Here is a 14,948-nt window from a genome sequence, read left to right on the forward strand (position 1 = left end):
AGGCCCGCATGGACGCAGTTTTTGCCGTCCCCCGCCAATCCACCCCGCCCCGCCCACAGGCGGCCCGCAGCTCCTGCTGTGGCTGTGGCTTCAAGACGCAGGACCGCAGCAGACCCTCTCAGGCCTCGGCTGGCGCACCGTTCAGGTAATCCAGGCTCACCTGCAGCAACGCGCGCAACCCTACGTCCAAGGCCTTTTCATCCAGCAGGAACTTGGGCGAATGGTTGGCCGGTGCCTTGGCCGGGTCGATTCCTTCGCTGGTGGAACCGACGAAGAAGAACATCGCCGGCACTTCCTTGGCGAACAGCGAGAAGTCCTCCGCGCCCATCTGCAGCGGCGGCTCGTACACGTTGTCCGCGCCCACCACCGCCTGCAGGCTTGGCAGCATGCGGGCGGTCAGCGCCGGGTCGTTCACCGTCGCCGGGTTGCCTTCCGCTTCGTAGATTTCGGTCACCGCCGTGGCGCCATGCGCGGCCGTGGTGTGCTCGGCGACGTTGCGCAGGTCGGCGAATATCTGCTGGCGCATGCCCTCGTCGAAGGTGCGGATGGTACCCACCATCTCCACTTCGTCCGGGATGATGTTGTAACGGATGCCGCCGTTGATCGCACCGAAGGTGACCACCGCCGGCTGCTGCGCCAGGTTCGTACGGCGGCTGACGATGGTCTGCGCGGTGCCGATCAGGTCAGCCGTGGCCACGATCGGGTCCACCCCGTTCCACGGCGCCGAGCCGTGGGTCTGGCGGCCGATCACCTTGATGCCGAAGCGATCGGAGGCCGCCATCAGCGGGCCACCGCGTACGGCGATCTTGCCTGCCTGCACGCTGGAGAACACGTGCAGGCCGAAGATTGCTTCGGGCTTGAAATCAGCGAACACACCTTCTTTCAGCATCAGGGCCGCACCGCCCTCTTCCGGCGGCGGAGCGCCCTCTTCCGAGGGCTGGAAGATCAGCATCACCTGCCCCGGCAGGTCCTTGCGCATCGCCACCAGGGCCTCCGCCACGCCCAGCAGGGTCGCGGTATGCGCGTCGTGGCCACAGGCGTGCATCACCCCGACGGTCTGCCCGCGGTACGTGCTGGTCGCCTTGGACGCGAACGGCAGCCCGGTCTGCTCGGTGACCGGCAGCGCATCCATGTCGGCACGCAGGGCGATTTTCGGGCCCGGCTTGCCGCCTTCGATGATCGCCACCACGCCGTGGTGGGCAATGCCGGTCTTCGGCTTCAGGCCCATCGCGCGCAGCCGCTTGGCGACCTCTGCGGAGGTCCGCTCTTCGCGGTTGGACAGCTCCGGATGCGCGTGGAAATCACGGCGCCACTCCACCACCTGGGCCTGCAGTTTCTGCGCAGCAGCAGCGACTTCGGGGCGCTCGGCGGACTGCGCATGGGCGAGCACCGGCAGGGCCAGCAACAGGGCGGATGACAGCAGCGCGCGACGGGGCATCGGGATCTCCACGGTAGGGTTGCGGTTGAATGTAGGCCAAGCTGTCGCTTTCGGGAACCTTTGGCTCCTGGCAGGGTCGGAGCATCCGGCCCTTTTGGCATGCAGGCACTGACACGGCCCACAGGTATGCTTGGCACCTTGCCAGCTGGGCGTTCGCCCGGCCCAGCCCCCAGGAGTGATTGGAATGTCGCGTTTGTGGAAGATCGTGCTGCTGGTGGCGGCAGTGTTGGTGGTCGTGTTCGTCGGCCTGCGCTTCATGGGCGGCGGCAAGGAGGCGCCTGCCGGCGAGGCCGCTGCGGCGGGTGAGCGCGGCGAGCGGGGCGGCCCCCCGGCCGATACCGGCCCGGTGCCGGTGACCGTGGTGGAAGCCCAGCGCCAGGACGTGCCGGTGTACGCCAGTGCCCTCGGTACGGTGAGCGCGATGAACACCGTCACCGTCAGCCCGCAGATCGGCGGCCAACTGATGAGCCTCAATTTCCGCGAAGGCGAGGAAGTGAAGAAGGGCGACGTGCTGGCGGTGATCGATCCGCGCACCGCGCAGGCCAGCTATGACGAAGCCGCGGCCGCCAAACGCCAGAACCAGGCCCAGCTGGCGACCGCACGCTCCAATTTCCAGCGCTCCAGTGCGCCGGAATACCAGCAGTACGTAGCGAAGACCGACCTGGATACGCAGCGCAACCAGGTGGCCCAGTTCGAAAGCACCGTGGCGGCCAATGAGGCCAGCATGCGCGCCGCCCAGGTCCAGCTGCAGTACACCAAGGTCACCGCCCCGATCACCGGCGTGGCCGGCATCCGCGCCGTCGACGCCGGCAACGTGGTCAGTGCCGGCACGGCGCTGGTCACCCTGACCCAGGTCCATCCGATCCACGTGGTGTTCAACCTGCCCGAGCGCCAGCTCGGTGACGTGCGTACCGCGCAGCAGGCGGGTGCCGTGCAGATCGCCGCGCTTGATCGCACCGATGCCCATGTGATCAGCGGCGACGGCACCCTGGATGTGGTCGACAACCTGATCAGCAGCGACAGCGGCACGTTCCGCGCGCGTGCCCTGTTCGCCAACCAGGACAACATCCTGTGGCCGGGTCAGTTCGTCAACGTCCGCCTGCAGCTGCGCACCATTGGTGGCGGCATCGTCATTCCCACCCAGGCGGTGATGCGCGGGCCTGATGGCGAGTACGTCTATGTGGTGCAGCCGGACAACACGGTGAAGATGCAGACCGTGCGCAGCGGCGTGGAAGTGGGCGACAGCCATGTGCAGGTCACCGAAGGCCTGAAGGGCGGCGAGCGGGTGGTCAGCGAAGGCCAGTTCCGGCTCAAGCCCGGTGCCAAGGTCAACGCACTCAAGCCGGGCGAAACCCCGGCAGCACCGACCGAAGCCGAACTCAAGGCCGCACAGCAGCAGAACGGCGGTCGCCGTCCCGGTGGCGGCCCGCGCTGATCGCGGCCCCGCCTGATTCATCGGTGCCGGCACCTCTGCCGGCATCGTCATGATGTCCCAGCAAGGATCTGCCCGTGGGCTTTTCGACCCTTTTCATCCGTCGCCCGATCGCCACCTCATTGCTGATGGCGGGGCTGCTGCTGCTCGGCATCCTCGGTTACCGCCAGCTGCCCGTGTCGGCACTGCCGGAGATCGATGCACCCAGCCTGGTGGTGACCACCCAGTACCCGGGCGCCAACGCCACGACCATGGCGTCGCTGGTCACCACGCCGCTGGAGCGCCAGTTCGGGCAGATCTCCGGGCTGGAACTGATGACGTCCGATTCGTCGGCGGGGCTGTCCACGATCATCCTGCAGTTCTCGATGGAACGGGACATCGACATCGCCGCGCAGGACGTGCAGGCCGCCATCCGCCAGGCCACCCTGCCCTCCTCACTGCCCTACCAGCCGGTCTACAACCGGGTGAATCCGGCCGATGCGGCCATCGTCACGCTGAAGCTGACCTCCGATACGCGCCCGCTGCGTGAGGTCAACAACTACGCTGACTCGATCCTCGCCCAGCGCCTGTCGCAGGTGCAGGGCGTCGGCCTGGTGTCGATCGCCGGCAACGTGCGCCCGGCCGTCCGCATCCAGGTCAACCCGGCACAGCTGTCCAACATGGGACTGACCCTGGAGAACCTGCGCAGTGCGCTGACCCAGGCCAACGTCAGCGCACCGAAGGGGTCGCTCAATGGCAAGACCCAGTCCTACAGCATCGGCACCAACGACCAGCTGACCAGTGCCGCCGAGTACCGCGACACCATCATCAGCTACCGCAATGGCGCGCCGGTGCGCCTGTCCGACGTCGCCAACGTGGTCGATGGCGTAGAGAACGACCAGCTGGCGGCCTGGGCCGACGGCAAGCCAGCGGTGCTGCTGGAGGTGAGGCGCCAACCCGGCGCGAACATCGTGCAGACCGTCGAACGCGTGCGTGCGCTGCTGCCGCAGCTGCAGGGCGTGCTGCCCGCCGACGTACACCTGGAGATCTTCTCCGACCGCACTGAAACCATCCGTGCGTCGGTGCATGAGGTGCAGTTCACCCTGATCCTGACCATCGGCCTGGTAGTCGCGGTGATCTTCCTGTTCCTGCGCCGCCTGTGGGCCACGATCATTCCCTCAGTCGCGGTGCCGCTGTCGCTTGCCGGCACCTTCGCGGTGATGGCGTTCGCCGGCATGTCGCTGGACAACCTCTCACTGATGGCCCTCGTGGTGGCCACTGGCTTCGTCGTGGACGATGCGATCGTGATGATCGAGAACATCGTCCGCTACATCGAGCAGGGCAAGAGTGGCAAGGAAGCCGCGGAGATCGGCGCGCGCCAGATCGGCTTCACCGTGCTGTCGCTGACCGTGTCGCTGGTCGCGGTGTTCCTGCCGCTGCTGCTGATGCCCGGCGTCACCGGCCGGTTGTTCCATGAGTTCGCCTGGGTGCTGAGCATCGCGGTCACGCTGTCGATGCTGATCTCGCTGACCCTGACCCCGATGATGTGCGCCTACCTGCTCAAGCCGGACGAACTGCCGGAAGGCGAAGACGCGCACGAACGCGCGGCCGCGGCCGGCAAGCAGAACGTATGGTCCCGCACCGTGGGCCTGTACGAGCGCAGCCTGGACTGGGTGCTGGCCCACCAGCCGATCACCCTGGCAGTGGCCGGCGCGGCACTGGTGTTGACGGTGGTGCTGTACATCCTGATCCCGAAGGGCCTGCTGCCGGACCAGGACACCGGCATGATCACCGCCGTGGTGCAGGCCGACCAGAACGTCGCCTTCCCGCAGATGGAACAGCGCACCAAGGCCGTGGCCGAGGCGCTGCGCCAGGATCCGGACGTGACCGGTGTATCGGCCTTCATCGGCGCCGGCTCGATGAACCCCACGCTCAACCAGGGCCAGCTGTCGATCGTGCTGAAGGAACGGGGTGAGCGCGATGGCATGGCGGTGATCCTGCCGCGCCTGCAGGACGCGGTGAAGAACATTCCCGGCATCGCGCTGTACCTGAAGCCGGTGCAGGACGTGACCCTGGATACCCGCGTCGCGGCCACCGATTACCAGTTCGTGCTGTCGGACGTACAGGCCGACGAAGTGGCGACCCATGCGCTGCGCATGACCGAAGCGCTGCGCAAACGGCCCGAGCTGGCCGACGTGGACAACAACCTGTCCAACCAGGGCCGCGCGCTGGAGCTGACCATCGACCGCGACAAGGCCAGCGTGCTCGGCGTGCCGATGCAGACCATCGACGACACGCTCTACGATGCGTTCGGCCAGCGCCAGATCTCCACCATCTTCACCGAGCTCAACCAGTACCGCGTGGTGCTGGAAGTCGCGCCGGAGTTCCGTACCAGCACCGCCCTGATGGAACAGCTGGCCGTCGCGTCCAATGGCACCGGTGCACTGACCGGCACCAACGCCACCAGTTTCGGCCAGGTCACCTCGTCCAATTCGTCCACGGCCACCGGCATCGGCAACCAGAACACCGGCATCACCGTGGGCGGCGGCGGCATCATTCCGCTGTCCGCGCTGGCCGACAGCAAGGTCACCAGTGCCCCGTTGCTGGTCAGCCACCAGCAGCAGCTGCCGGCGGTCACCATCTCGTTCAACGTGGCCAGCGGGTACTCGCTGTCCGCCGCAGTGAAGGCCATCGAAGAAACCCAGGCCGAACTGAAGTTGCCCTCGCAGGTGCATGCACAGTTCATCGGCAAGGCCGCGGAGTTCACCGGCAGCCAGACCGACGTGGTGTGGTTGCTGCTGGCGTCGCTGGTCGTGATCTACATCGTGCTGGGCGTGCTGTATGAAAGCTACATCCACCCCATCACCATCATCTCCACCCTGCCCCCGGCGGGCGTGGGCGCGCTGCTTGCCCTGATGCTGAGCGGCCTCAGCCTGTCGGTGGACGGCATCGTCGGCATCGTGCTGCTGATCGGCATCGTCAAGAAGAACGGCATCATGATGGTCGACTTCGCCATCGAGGCGCGTCGAACCGGCGCCAACGCGCATGAGGCAATCCGTCGGGCGTGCCTGCTGCGCTTCCGCCCGATCATGATGACCACCGCTGCCGCCATGCTCGGCGCCTTGCCCCTTGCGCTGGGTACCGGCATCGGTTCGGAGCTGCGTCGTCCGCTGGGTATCGCCATCGTCGGCGGCCTGCTGCTGTCGCAGCTGGTGACCCTGTACACCACGCCGGTGATCTACCTCTACATGGAACGGTTCTCCGACTGGACCGCACGGCGTCGTGAGCAGCGCGCGCTGCGTCGTGGCGATCGCCATCCCCCGGCGCAGGAGCCGCAGGCGTGAGTGCAACGACGCGCACGGCGGGAGCCGCACGTTGAACATCTCCGGCCCCTTCATCCGGCGCCCGATCGGCACGGCCCTGCTGGCGATCGGCTTGTTCATCATCGGCCTGATCTGCTACCTGAAGCTGGGTGTGTCGGCGCTGCCGAACATCCAGATCCCGGTAATTTTCGTGCACGCCAACCAGGCCGGCGCCGATGCATCGACCATGGCGTCCACGGTCACCGCGCCTCTGGAACGCCACCTGGGCCAGCTACCGGGCATCGACCGCATGCGCTCGTCGAGCTCGGAAGGCAGCTCACTGGTGTTCATGATCTTCCAGAGCGACGTCGACATCGATTCGGCCGCGCTGGACGTGCAGACCGCCATCAATTCGGCGCAGGCCGACCTGCCGTCCGGACTGGGTTCGCCGATGTTCTCCAAGGCCAACCCGAACGACGATCCGGTCATCGCCATTGCGTTGACCTCTGAAACCCAGTCCGCCGACGATCTCTACAACGTGGCCGACTCGCTGCTGGCGCAACGCATCCGGCAGATCACCGGCGTGTCGTCGGTGGATATCGCCGGTGCCTCCACGCCTGCGGTGCGCGTAGACGTCAACCTTCGCCAGATGAACGCCCTCGGCCTGACGGCCGATGACCTGCGCAACGCCGTGCGCGCTGCCAATGTCACCTCGCCCACCGGCTTCCTGAGCGACGGCAACACCACCACCGCGATCATCGCCAACGATTCGGTGGCACGCGCGGCCGACTTCGCCAATCTGATCATCAAGACCGGCGAAGACGGCCGGGTGATCCGCCTGCAGGATGTCGCCACTGTGTACGACGGCCAGCAGGATGCGTACCAGGCTGCGTGGTTCAACCACAAACCCGCCGTGGTGATGTATGTGTTCACCCGTGCAGGGGCGAACATCGTGGAGACCGTGGACCGGGTAAAGGAGCAGATCCCCACGCTGCGCGATTACCTGCAGCCGGGCACCACGCTCACCCCGTACTTCGACCGCACGCCGACCATCCGCGGGTCGCTGCATGAAGTGCAGATCACCCTGCTGATCGCGCTGGCGATGGTGGTGTTGACGATGGCGTTGTTCCTGCGCCGGCTGGCCCCGACCCTGATCGCCGCTGTCACCGTGCCGTTGTCACTGGCCGGTGCGGCGCTGGTGATGTACGCGCTCGGCTTCACCTTGAACAACCTGAGCCTGCTGGCGCTGGTGATCGCCATCGGCTTCGTGGTCGATGATGCGATCGTGGTGATCGAGAACATCATGCGCCACCTGGACGAGGGCATGCCGCGCATGCAGGCCGCCTTCACCGGTGCACGCGAGATCGGCTTCACCATCGTCTCGATCACCGCCTCGCTGGTGGCGGTGTTCATTCCCCTGCTGTTCGCCAAGGGCATGATGGGCGCGTTCTTCCGCGAGTTCACCGTCACCTTGGTGGCGGCCATCGTGGTGTCGATGATCATCTCGCTCACCCTGACGCCCGCCCTGTGCAGCCGCTTCCTCGACCCGCACGCGGATGCGGGCACGCCGAGCCGCTTCGGCCGCTGGCTGGATGCCGGGCACGACCGCATGCTGCGGATCTACACCCGCATGCTGGACTTCTCGCTGCGCCACGCCCTGCTGCTGTCGCTCACCCCCCTGCTGTTGATCGCCGCCACGGTGTTCCTGTTCGGTGCGGTGAAAAAGGGCGCATTCCCGGCGCAGGACACCGGCTTGATCTGGGGCCGCGCGAACTCCAGCGCGACGGTGTCGTTCGAAGACATGGTCAACCGTCAGCACCGAATTACCGACATGCTGATGGCCGATCCGGCGGTGAAGACCGTCGGCGTGCGCCTGGGCAGTGGCCGGCAGGGCTCAAGCGCGCAGTTCAACATCGAGCTGAAGGCCCGCAAGGACGGACGCCGCGAGACCACCGCGCAGGCGTTGGCACGGCTCAGCGCCAAGGCCGACCGCTACCCGGACCTGCAACTGCGCCTGCGTGCGATCCAGGATCTGCCCAGCGGCGACGGCGGTGGTTCAAGCCAGGGCGCGCAGTACCGCGTGTCGCTGCAGGGCAACGATCTGGCGCAACTGCAGGAATGGCTGCCCAAGCTGCAGGCCGTGCTGAAGAAGAACCCCAAGCTGGCCGACGTCGGCACCGACGTGGACGAGGCGGGCCTGCGCCAGAACATCGTGATCGACCGCGCCAAGGCGGCACGCCTGGGCATTTCGGTGGGCGACATCGACGGCGCGCTGTACGGCGCGTTCGGCCAGCGCCAGATCTCCACGATCTACTCGGACATCAACCAGTACAGCGTGGTGGTCAACGCCCTGCCGGAACAGACGGCAACCCCGGGTGCGCTGGACCAGGTCTATGTGCGCGCAGGCAATGGCCAGATGGTGCCGATCACCGCGGTAGCCGAGCAGGTACCGGGGCTGGCGCCTTCGCAGATCACCCATGAAAACCAGTACACCACGATGGAGCTGAGCTACAACCTGGCGCCCGGTACCAGCATGGGCGAGGCCAAGGCGATCATCGAAAGCACCGTTGCGGGCATGCGCATGCCCGGTGACATCCGGTTGGCCGAGGGTGGCGGTTTCAGCTTCGATTCGGACCCGATGGAAATGCTGGTGCTGGTGATCGCCGCCATCCTGACGGTGTACCTGGTGCTGGGCATGCTGTACGAGAGCCTGATCCACCCGGTGACGATCCTGTCCACCCTGCCCGCTGCGGGGGTGGGCGCATTGCTGGCGTTGTATGGCACCAACACCGAACTGTCGGTGATCTCGATGATCGCGCTGGTGTTGCTGATCGGTATCGTCAAGAAGAACGCGATCATGATGATCGACTTCGCCGTCGTCGCGCAGCGCGAGCACGGTAAAAGCGCGCTGGAAGCTGCCCGCGAAGCCAGCATCGTGCGCTTCCGCCCGATCATGATGACCAGCATGGTGGCGATCCTGGCCGCGGTACCGCTGGCGATCGGCATCGGCGAAGGCTCCGAACTGCGTCGCCCCCTGGGCATCGCCATGATCGGCGGCCTGCTGTTCTCGCAGAGCCTGACCCTGCTCAGCACCCCGGCGCTGTACGTGATCTTCTCGTGCCTGGCCGAACGCTGGCGCAGCTGGCGCACCCGCCGCCACGAGAAGAAGCAGCTCAAACGCGCCGCCCGTGCCTGAAAAAAGGGGACGGAGGGGATTAAGTCGCATTCGACCATAGGCGGCCGAATGCGACTTAATCCCCTCCGTCCCCTTTTTTCACGATAATGGAGGCTGCTTCTGTTGCTGGGTCCGCATGCCTGCCCGAGAATCCCGTCTGAGCCGCCTGTGGGCGCACGAGAAGGCCAGTTATGGCCTGCGGGTGTTCATCGCCCTGACCGCGGCGATGGCGGTGTGCTGGCATTTCGATGCGCTCACGGCGTTGCCCGGGGTGTTTCTGGGCATCATCGCCAGTGCGATCGCGGAGACGGATGACAATGCGTGGGGCCGCACCAAGGCTGTCGTGCTGTCACTGCTGTGCTTCTGCCTGGCCGCCGCAGCGGTGGTCTGGTTGTTCCCGGTACCGTGGCTGTTCATCAGCGCGCTGGCCCTGTCCACCTTCGGGCTGACCCTGCTGGGTGGCCTCGGTGAGCGCTATGCGTCGATCGCGCAAGCGACCGTGACGCTGGCCATCTACACGATGATCGGGCTCGAGCACCACGGTGCGCAGGACTGGCGCACGTCATTGGAGGCCGTCAGCCATCTGCTCGCAGGCGCCACGTGGTACGGCCTGCTGTCGATCCTGTGGACGGCACTTTTCGCCAACCGTCCGGTGCGCGAGCGCGTGGCCCGTCTGTACGTGGAACTGGGTCGTTACCTGCAGTTGAAGGCCACGCTGTTTGAGCCGGTACGCGAGGCCGACCTGCAACGGCGTCAGCTGGCGCTGGCCGAGCAGAACCGCCGCGTGGTGGACGCATTGAACGTCGCCAAGACCGCGATCCTCGCCCGCTTCGGACGTTCCGGCCGGCCGGCGGTGAACTCCGGCCTGTATCTGCGGCTGTACTACACCGCGCAGGATTTCCACGAGCGCGCCAGCTCATCGCACTACCCCTATGGCGCGCTGGTGGATGCGTTTTTCCACAGCGATGTGCTGTACCGCTGCCAGCGCCTGCTGGACCTGCAGGGGCAAGCCTGCGCGCGACTGGGCGAAGCGATCCGCGTCCGCCGGCCCTTCGTGTACGGCGACAGCAACCAACAGGCGGCGCGCGATCTGGTGGATTCGCTGGCGTTCCTGCGTGGTCAGGATCGCCCGCAGTGGCGCCGCCTGCTGGCCTCGCTGGACCTGCTGGTGAACAACCTGCAGAGCATCGGCCGCCGCCTGCTGGATGCCGAAAACTCCGACGCCACCCTGGATAACGTCGACACCCGCCTGCGCGACAACAACCCGCACACGCTGCGCGAAATGGGCACGCGGCTGCGTCAGCAGCTGACGCCCGGCTCGGTGCTGTTCCGCCATGGTCTGCGCATGGCGATTGCCCTGGTCGTTGGCTTCGCTGCGATCTCCCTGTTCAACTTCCAGAACGGATCGTGGGTGCTGCTGACCATCGTGTTCGTCTGTCGGCCGAACTTCGGCGCCACCCGGCAGCGGCTGGCGCAACGCATCGCCGGCACGTTGGTCGGCCTGGTGCTGACGTGGGCCCTGCTGCAGCTGTTCCAGGACCTGCACAGCCAACTGCTGATCGCACTGCTGTCCGCCCTGTTGTTCTTCTTCACCCGTACCGACCGCTACCTGATGGCCTCCGGTGCGATCACGGTGATGGCCTTGACCTGCTTCAACCTGATCGGTGACGGCTTCCTGCTGATCGTGCCGCGCATGGTCGATACGGTGCTGGGCTGCGCCATTGCCGCAGCCGCCGCGTTCCTGATCCTGCCCGACTGGCAGGGGCGCCAGCTCAACAAGGTGCTGGCGCGCGTCCTGGACAGTGCTGCGCGCTATCTGGAGGCCGTGCTGGGCCAGTACCGCAGCGGCATGCGCGATGATCTGGCCTACCGCATCGCACGCCGCGACATGCACAACGCGGATGCGGCCCTGTCCACGGCGCTGTCCAACATGCTGCGCGAGCCCGGCCATGTCCGCCGCAATCTGGATGCGAGTTTCCGGTTCCTTGCCCTGTCCAACACGCTGCTCGGGCATCTTTCGGCCTTGGGTGCACATCGCGACCAAGTGGACAGCTTTGCCCAGGATCCGCTGGCGTTGTCCGCCGGTGAGCGGGTGCAACAGGGATTGCAGCAGTTGGCGCGTGCATTGGCAGAGCGCGAGCAGATCGGCGATGCAGACAATGAAAACGACCGCGCCATTGCCGAGCAGCTGGAGCAGTTCGACGATGCGATGCCGCCGAAGCTGCAGTTGATCCGCACGCAGGTAGCGTTGGCGTTGCGATTGCTGCCGAAGCTGCGGGCGGCGGCGAACGAGGCGGTGCGGGTGCCGGTGCGGTCGTGATCGGCGAACGGGTCGGGCCCCTCGCGGCTGGCTGATGGTGCTGCCGCTGGGTTTGGGCCGGGCGATGGGACTGAGCGGGGGACGGCAAGGGCCGCATCCATGCGGGGTCCACGTCATCGCATTCGCGCTGCCGCTCCCACGCTTTGCTGCGCAAACCGTGGGCCCCGTCTCACCAGCACCCACACCCCCCCGCCGACTCAGGGGCTCCCTCCACCCGACGGGATACCGTCATCGGTAGCGCCGAGCCGTGCTCGGCGGAATGTTTCCGCCAACGGCCCGCTGCGCTCGCCGACCATGGGTCGGCGCTACTGATGTAAACCCAGAGCCGCCATGAACCTGTCGAGGGTGGGGCGGGGTGGGTTGGCGGGGGCGTTGAGTGCCATGGATGGCACGAAACGAGGCCCGCATGGATGCGGCCCTTGCCGTCCCCCGTCAACCCACCCCGCCCCGCCGCCACGCAGCCCTGTAGCCGCTGACGTTGACGTTGACGTTGACGTTGACGTTGCACTTGCCTTCGTCCAACCCGCCGCAGGCAAGCATCCGTTACGCGCCGGATGCTAGGCTTCCGCCGGTCCGAAGGGAGTTTCCATGTCAGGCCACAGCCAGTTCAACCTGCTCCGTCAGCGCCGCTTCCTGCCGTTCTTCATCGTGCAGTCGCTCGGCGCATTCAATGACAACGTGTACCGCCAGGCCATCATCGGCCTGCTGTTCTATCTCGGCGTGTCTGCCGACGAACGCTCGCTGTACACCACGCTGGCGCCGGCCATCTTCATCCTGCCGTACTTCCTGTTCTCTGCGCTGGCCGGGCAGATCGCGGACAAGCTGGAGAAATCCCGCCTGATCGTGATCACCACCACCATGGAGATCGTGATCATGACGCTGGCCGCGGCCGGCTTCCTGACCCAGAGCATGCCGGTGCTGCTGGTGGCGCTGTTCTGTACGGGCCTGCAATCCACCCTGTTCGGTCCGGTCAAGTATTCGGTACTGCCGTCGGTGTTGAAGCCGGAAGAGCTGACCGGCGGCAACGGGCTGGTGGAAATGGGCACGTCGATGTCGATCCTGACGGGCATGATCGTCGGCGGGTTGATCTTCACCCTTGCCGGCAGCCACGGCCCGGTGGTCGCCGCAACCGCAGTGATCGCCCTCGCCGTCTGCGGCAACCTGTGCGCGCGGATGATTCCCAAGGTAGATGCGGGCGATCCCACGTTGAAGATCAACTGGAATCCCCTTCCGGAGTCGTTGGCCGTGCTGCGCATGGCGAAGAAGCAGAAGGCCGTACGCAACGCCATCCTCGGCGTGTCGTGGTTCTGGTTCGTCGGCACCGTGCTGACGTCGCAGTTGCCGACCTATGCGGTCACCAACCTCGGTGGCGAGCCCACGCTGTACATCTTCGCCCTCGCGTTGTTCTCCGTCGGCACCGGTGTCGGTTCGCTACTCTGCGAGAAGCTGTCCGGGCGACGGGTGGAGATCGGACTCGTTCCGCTGGGGGCCTTCGGCATGACCGCCTTCCTGCTCGACCTGTACTTCGCGCGGGCCGGTGAGGCCACGGCGGAAGGACTGTCCGTCATCCAGTTCGTCCAGCAGGCCGGCAGTACCCGCATCATCATCGACCTGCTCGGCATCGGCCTGTTCACCGGCTTCTTCGTGGTGCCCTTGTTCGCACTGATACAGAGCCGCACGCCGAAGTCGGAGATGTCGCGTGTGTTCGCTGCCCTGAACATCCAGAACTCGGGTTTCATTGTCGCCGCGGCGGGCGTTGGGCTGGCGGCACATGCCGCGGGCATCACGATCCCGCAGCTGTTCCTGGCACTGGGCGTCGCCAATGCGCTGGTGGCGATCTACATCTTCACGATCGTGCCCGAGTTCCTGATGCGCTTCCTCAGCTGGTTGATGGTGCGCGTGCTGTATCGCCTGCGTCCGCACGGCATCGAAGCGAGCGTGCCGGACGAGGGCCCGGCGCTGATCGTCTGCAACCATGTCAGCTATCTGGATGCGCTCATTCTTTCGGCCAGCATCCCGCGGCCGGTGCGCTTCGTGATGTACTACCGCATCTTCAACATCCCGGTGATGAGCTGGATCTTCCGCACCGCCAAGACCATCCCGATTGCCGGTGCGAAGGAGGACCCTGCCCTGATGCAGCGCGCGTTCGACGAGATCGATGCGGCGCTCGCCGAAGGCGAACTGGTGTGCATCTTTCCGGAGGGTGCGCTGACCCGGGATGGCAACATGACGGCCTTCAAAAGTGGCGTGGAGAAGATCCTCAAGCGCCGTCCCGTACCGGTGGTGCCGATGGCGCTGCGCGGCATGTGGAGCAGCATGTGGAGCCGGCGCGACAGCCGCCTTGGCCGCATGCGCGTACCACGGCGGTTCCGCGCGACGATCGACGTCGCGGCCGCGTCTGCCGTGGATGGCGCAACGACCAACGCCGACCTGCTGGAAGCGCAGGTGCGGGCGCTCCGCGGGGACAACGCCTGAGCCATCGACGTGATGCCCCATCCACATGGTGGGTCTGTCCGCGACGGGATCGATGTAATCGGTTCCAGAAAACACGCCGAAGACGCATACACCTGTCGTTCATTGCTGTAGATTACCCAGCCACAGGGGGGCGCACCGGCACGCCGTTGATCCTGCCGGCCACCATGGAATGGAGTCTCGCTCTTGAATCACCCACCACCGCTGGGCACTTCGTCGGTCTTCGTCCCGAACCATCTGGTCTGGGCGATCCTGTCGACGCTTTTCTGCTGCCTGCCGTTGGGCGTGGTGTCGATCGTCTATGCCGCCCAGGTCGATGGTCGCCGCGCTGCGGGCGACCTCGTGGGCGCACACGACGCATCGCGCAGGGCGGGATGGTGGGCAGTGGCCTCGGCTGCTGCGCTGCCGGTCCTGTTGCTGTTGTGGTTCGGACTGTTCGGCGGCATCGCTGCGCTGGGCGCCCTCTCCGGTAACTGAGTCACCACCCACCATCCCAAGGAGCTTATGCAATGAATGCAGTCAACCCGCAGATCCCGAACCACCTCGTCTGGGCGATCCTGACCACCCTCTTCTGCTGCATGCCGCTGGGCATCGTGTCGATCGTCTTTGCCGCACAGGTCAACGGCAAGATTGCTGCCGGCGACATCGTCGGTGCACGCGAAGCCTCGGACAAGGCGAAGAAGTTCTCGATGTGGGCTGCCATCGCCGGCGTCGTCGTACTGGTGCTGTACGCGATCTTCGTGGTTGCCCTCGGCGGCATGGGCGCGCTGAGCAACAGCGGCTACTAAGCGGATCGACGGGGTCCGGCACATGCCGGATCCCGTTCCCTG

At 66.1% G+C, this 14,948-nt stretch carries 8 protein-coding genes; 7 read left to right on the top strand and 1 reads right to left on the bottom strand.

The annotated features are described in order from the left end of the window. Positions 1-118 precede the first annotated feature (118 nt). Positions 119-1,438 (bottom strand): M20 family metallopeptidase, encoded by a 1,320-nt coding sequence (locus IFT65_RS16645; RefSeq protein WP_192082509.1) that lies wholly within the window; start codon positions 1,436-1,438, stop codon positions 119-121. Positions 1,439-1,622: 184 nt separating this feature from the next. On the opposite strand from IFT65_RS16645, the gene IFT65_RS16650 reads away from it, so the two are divergent. The 7 genes from IFT65_RS16650 (at position 1,623) to IFT65_RS16680 (ending at position 14,906) form a co-directional block, all read left to right on the top strand. Next, a complete protein-coding gene (locus IFT65_RS16650) occupies positions 1,623-2,873 on the top strand; it encodes an efflux RND transporter periplasmic adaptor subunit (protein WP_192082510.1) in 1,251 nt (416 codons plus the stop codon). Positions 2,874-2,947: 74 nt separating this feature from the next. Then, on the top strand, positions 2,948-6,193 hold the full coding sequence (locus tag IFT65_RS16655) for an efflux RND transporter permease subunit (RefSeq protein ID WP_192082511.1): 3,246 nt from the start codon (positions 2,948-2,950) through the stop codon (positions 6,191-6,193). Between the two features lie 31 nt (positions 6,194-6,224). After that, positions 6,225-9,347 carry an efflux RND transporter permease subunit gene (locus IFT65_RS16660; protein WP_192082513.1) on the top strand — a complete coding sequence of 1,041 codons (3,123 nt, stop codon included), beginning with the start codon at positions 6,225-6,227 and terminating at the stop codon, positions 9,345-9,347. 115 nt (positions 9,348-9,462) lie between these two features. Next, positions 9,463-11,646 carry a YccS family putative transporter gene (yccS, locus tag IFT65_RS16665; protein ID WP_192082514.1) on the top strand — a complete coding sequence of 728 codons (2,184 nt, stop codon included), beginning with the start codon at positions 9,463-9,465 and terminating at the stop codon, positions 11,644-11,646. 588 nt (positions 11,647-12,234) lie between these two features. Continuing rightward, entirely contained in the window at positions 12,235-14,121 is a 1,887-nt protein-coding gene (locus IFT65_RS16670) for an MFS transporter (RefSeq protein WP_192082516.1), read from the top strand. A gap of 183 nt (positions 14,122-14,304) precedes the next feature. Beyond that, on the top strand, positions 14,305-14,595 hold the full coding sequence (locus IFT65_RS16675; RefSeq protein WP_188325240.1) for a CD225/dispanin family protein: 291 nt from the start codon (positions 14,305-14,307) through the stop codon (positions 14,593-14,595). Positions 14,596-14,627: 32 nt separating this feature from the next. Beyond that, positions 14,628-14,906 carry a CD225/dispanin family protein gene (locus IFT65_RS16680; RefSeq protein WP_192082517.1) on the top strand — a complete coding sequence of 93 codons (279 nt, stop codon included), beginning with the start codon at positions 14,628-14,630 and terminating at the stop codon, positions 14,904-14,906. Positions 14,907-14,948: the final 42 nt, after the last annotated feature.

It is taken from the genome of Stenotrophomonas sp. CFBP 13725 (assembly GCF_014841935.1).
GTDB lineage: Bacteria > Pseudomonadota > Gammaproteobacteria > Xanthomonadales > Xanthomonadaceae > Stenotrophomonas.

Coding starts and splice junctions, on each gene's coding strand:
- IFT65_RS16645 (WP_192082509.1), bottom strand. CDS start 1,438: ATGCCCCGTCGCGCGCTGCTGTCATCCGCCCTGTTGCTGGCCCTGCCG.
- IFT65_RS16650 (WP_192082510.1), top strand. CDS start 1,623: ATGTCGCGTTTGTGGAAGATCGTGCTGCTGGTGGCGGCAGTGTTGGTG.
- yccS (WP_192082514.1), top strand. CDS start 9,463: ATGCCTGCCCGAGAATCCCGTCTGAGCCGCCTGTGGGCGCACGAGAAG.
- IFT65_RS16670 (WP_192082516.1), top strand. CDS start 12,235: ATGTCAGGCCACAGCCAGTTCAACCTGCTCCGTCAGCGCCGCTTCCTG.
- IFT65_RS16680 (WP_192082517.1), top strand. CDS start 14,628: ATGAATGCAGTCAACCCGCAGATCCCGAACCACCTCGTCTGGGCGATC.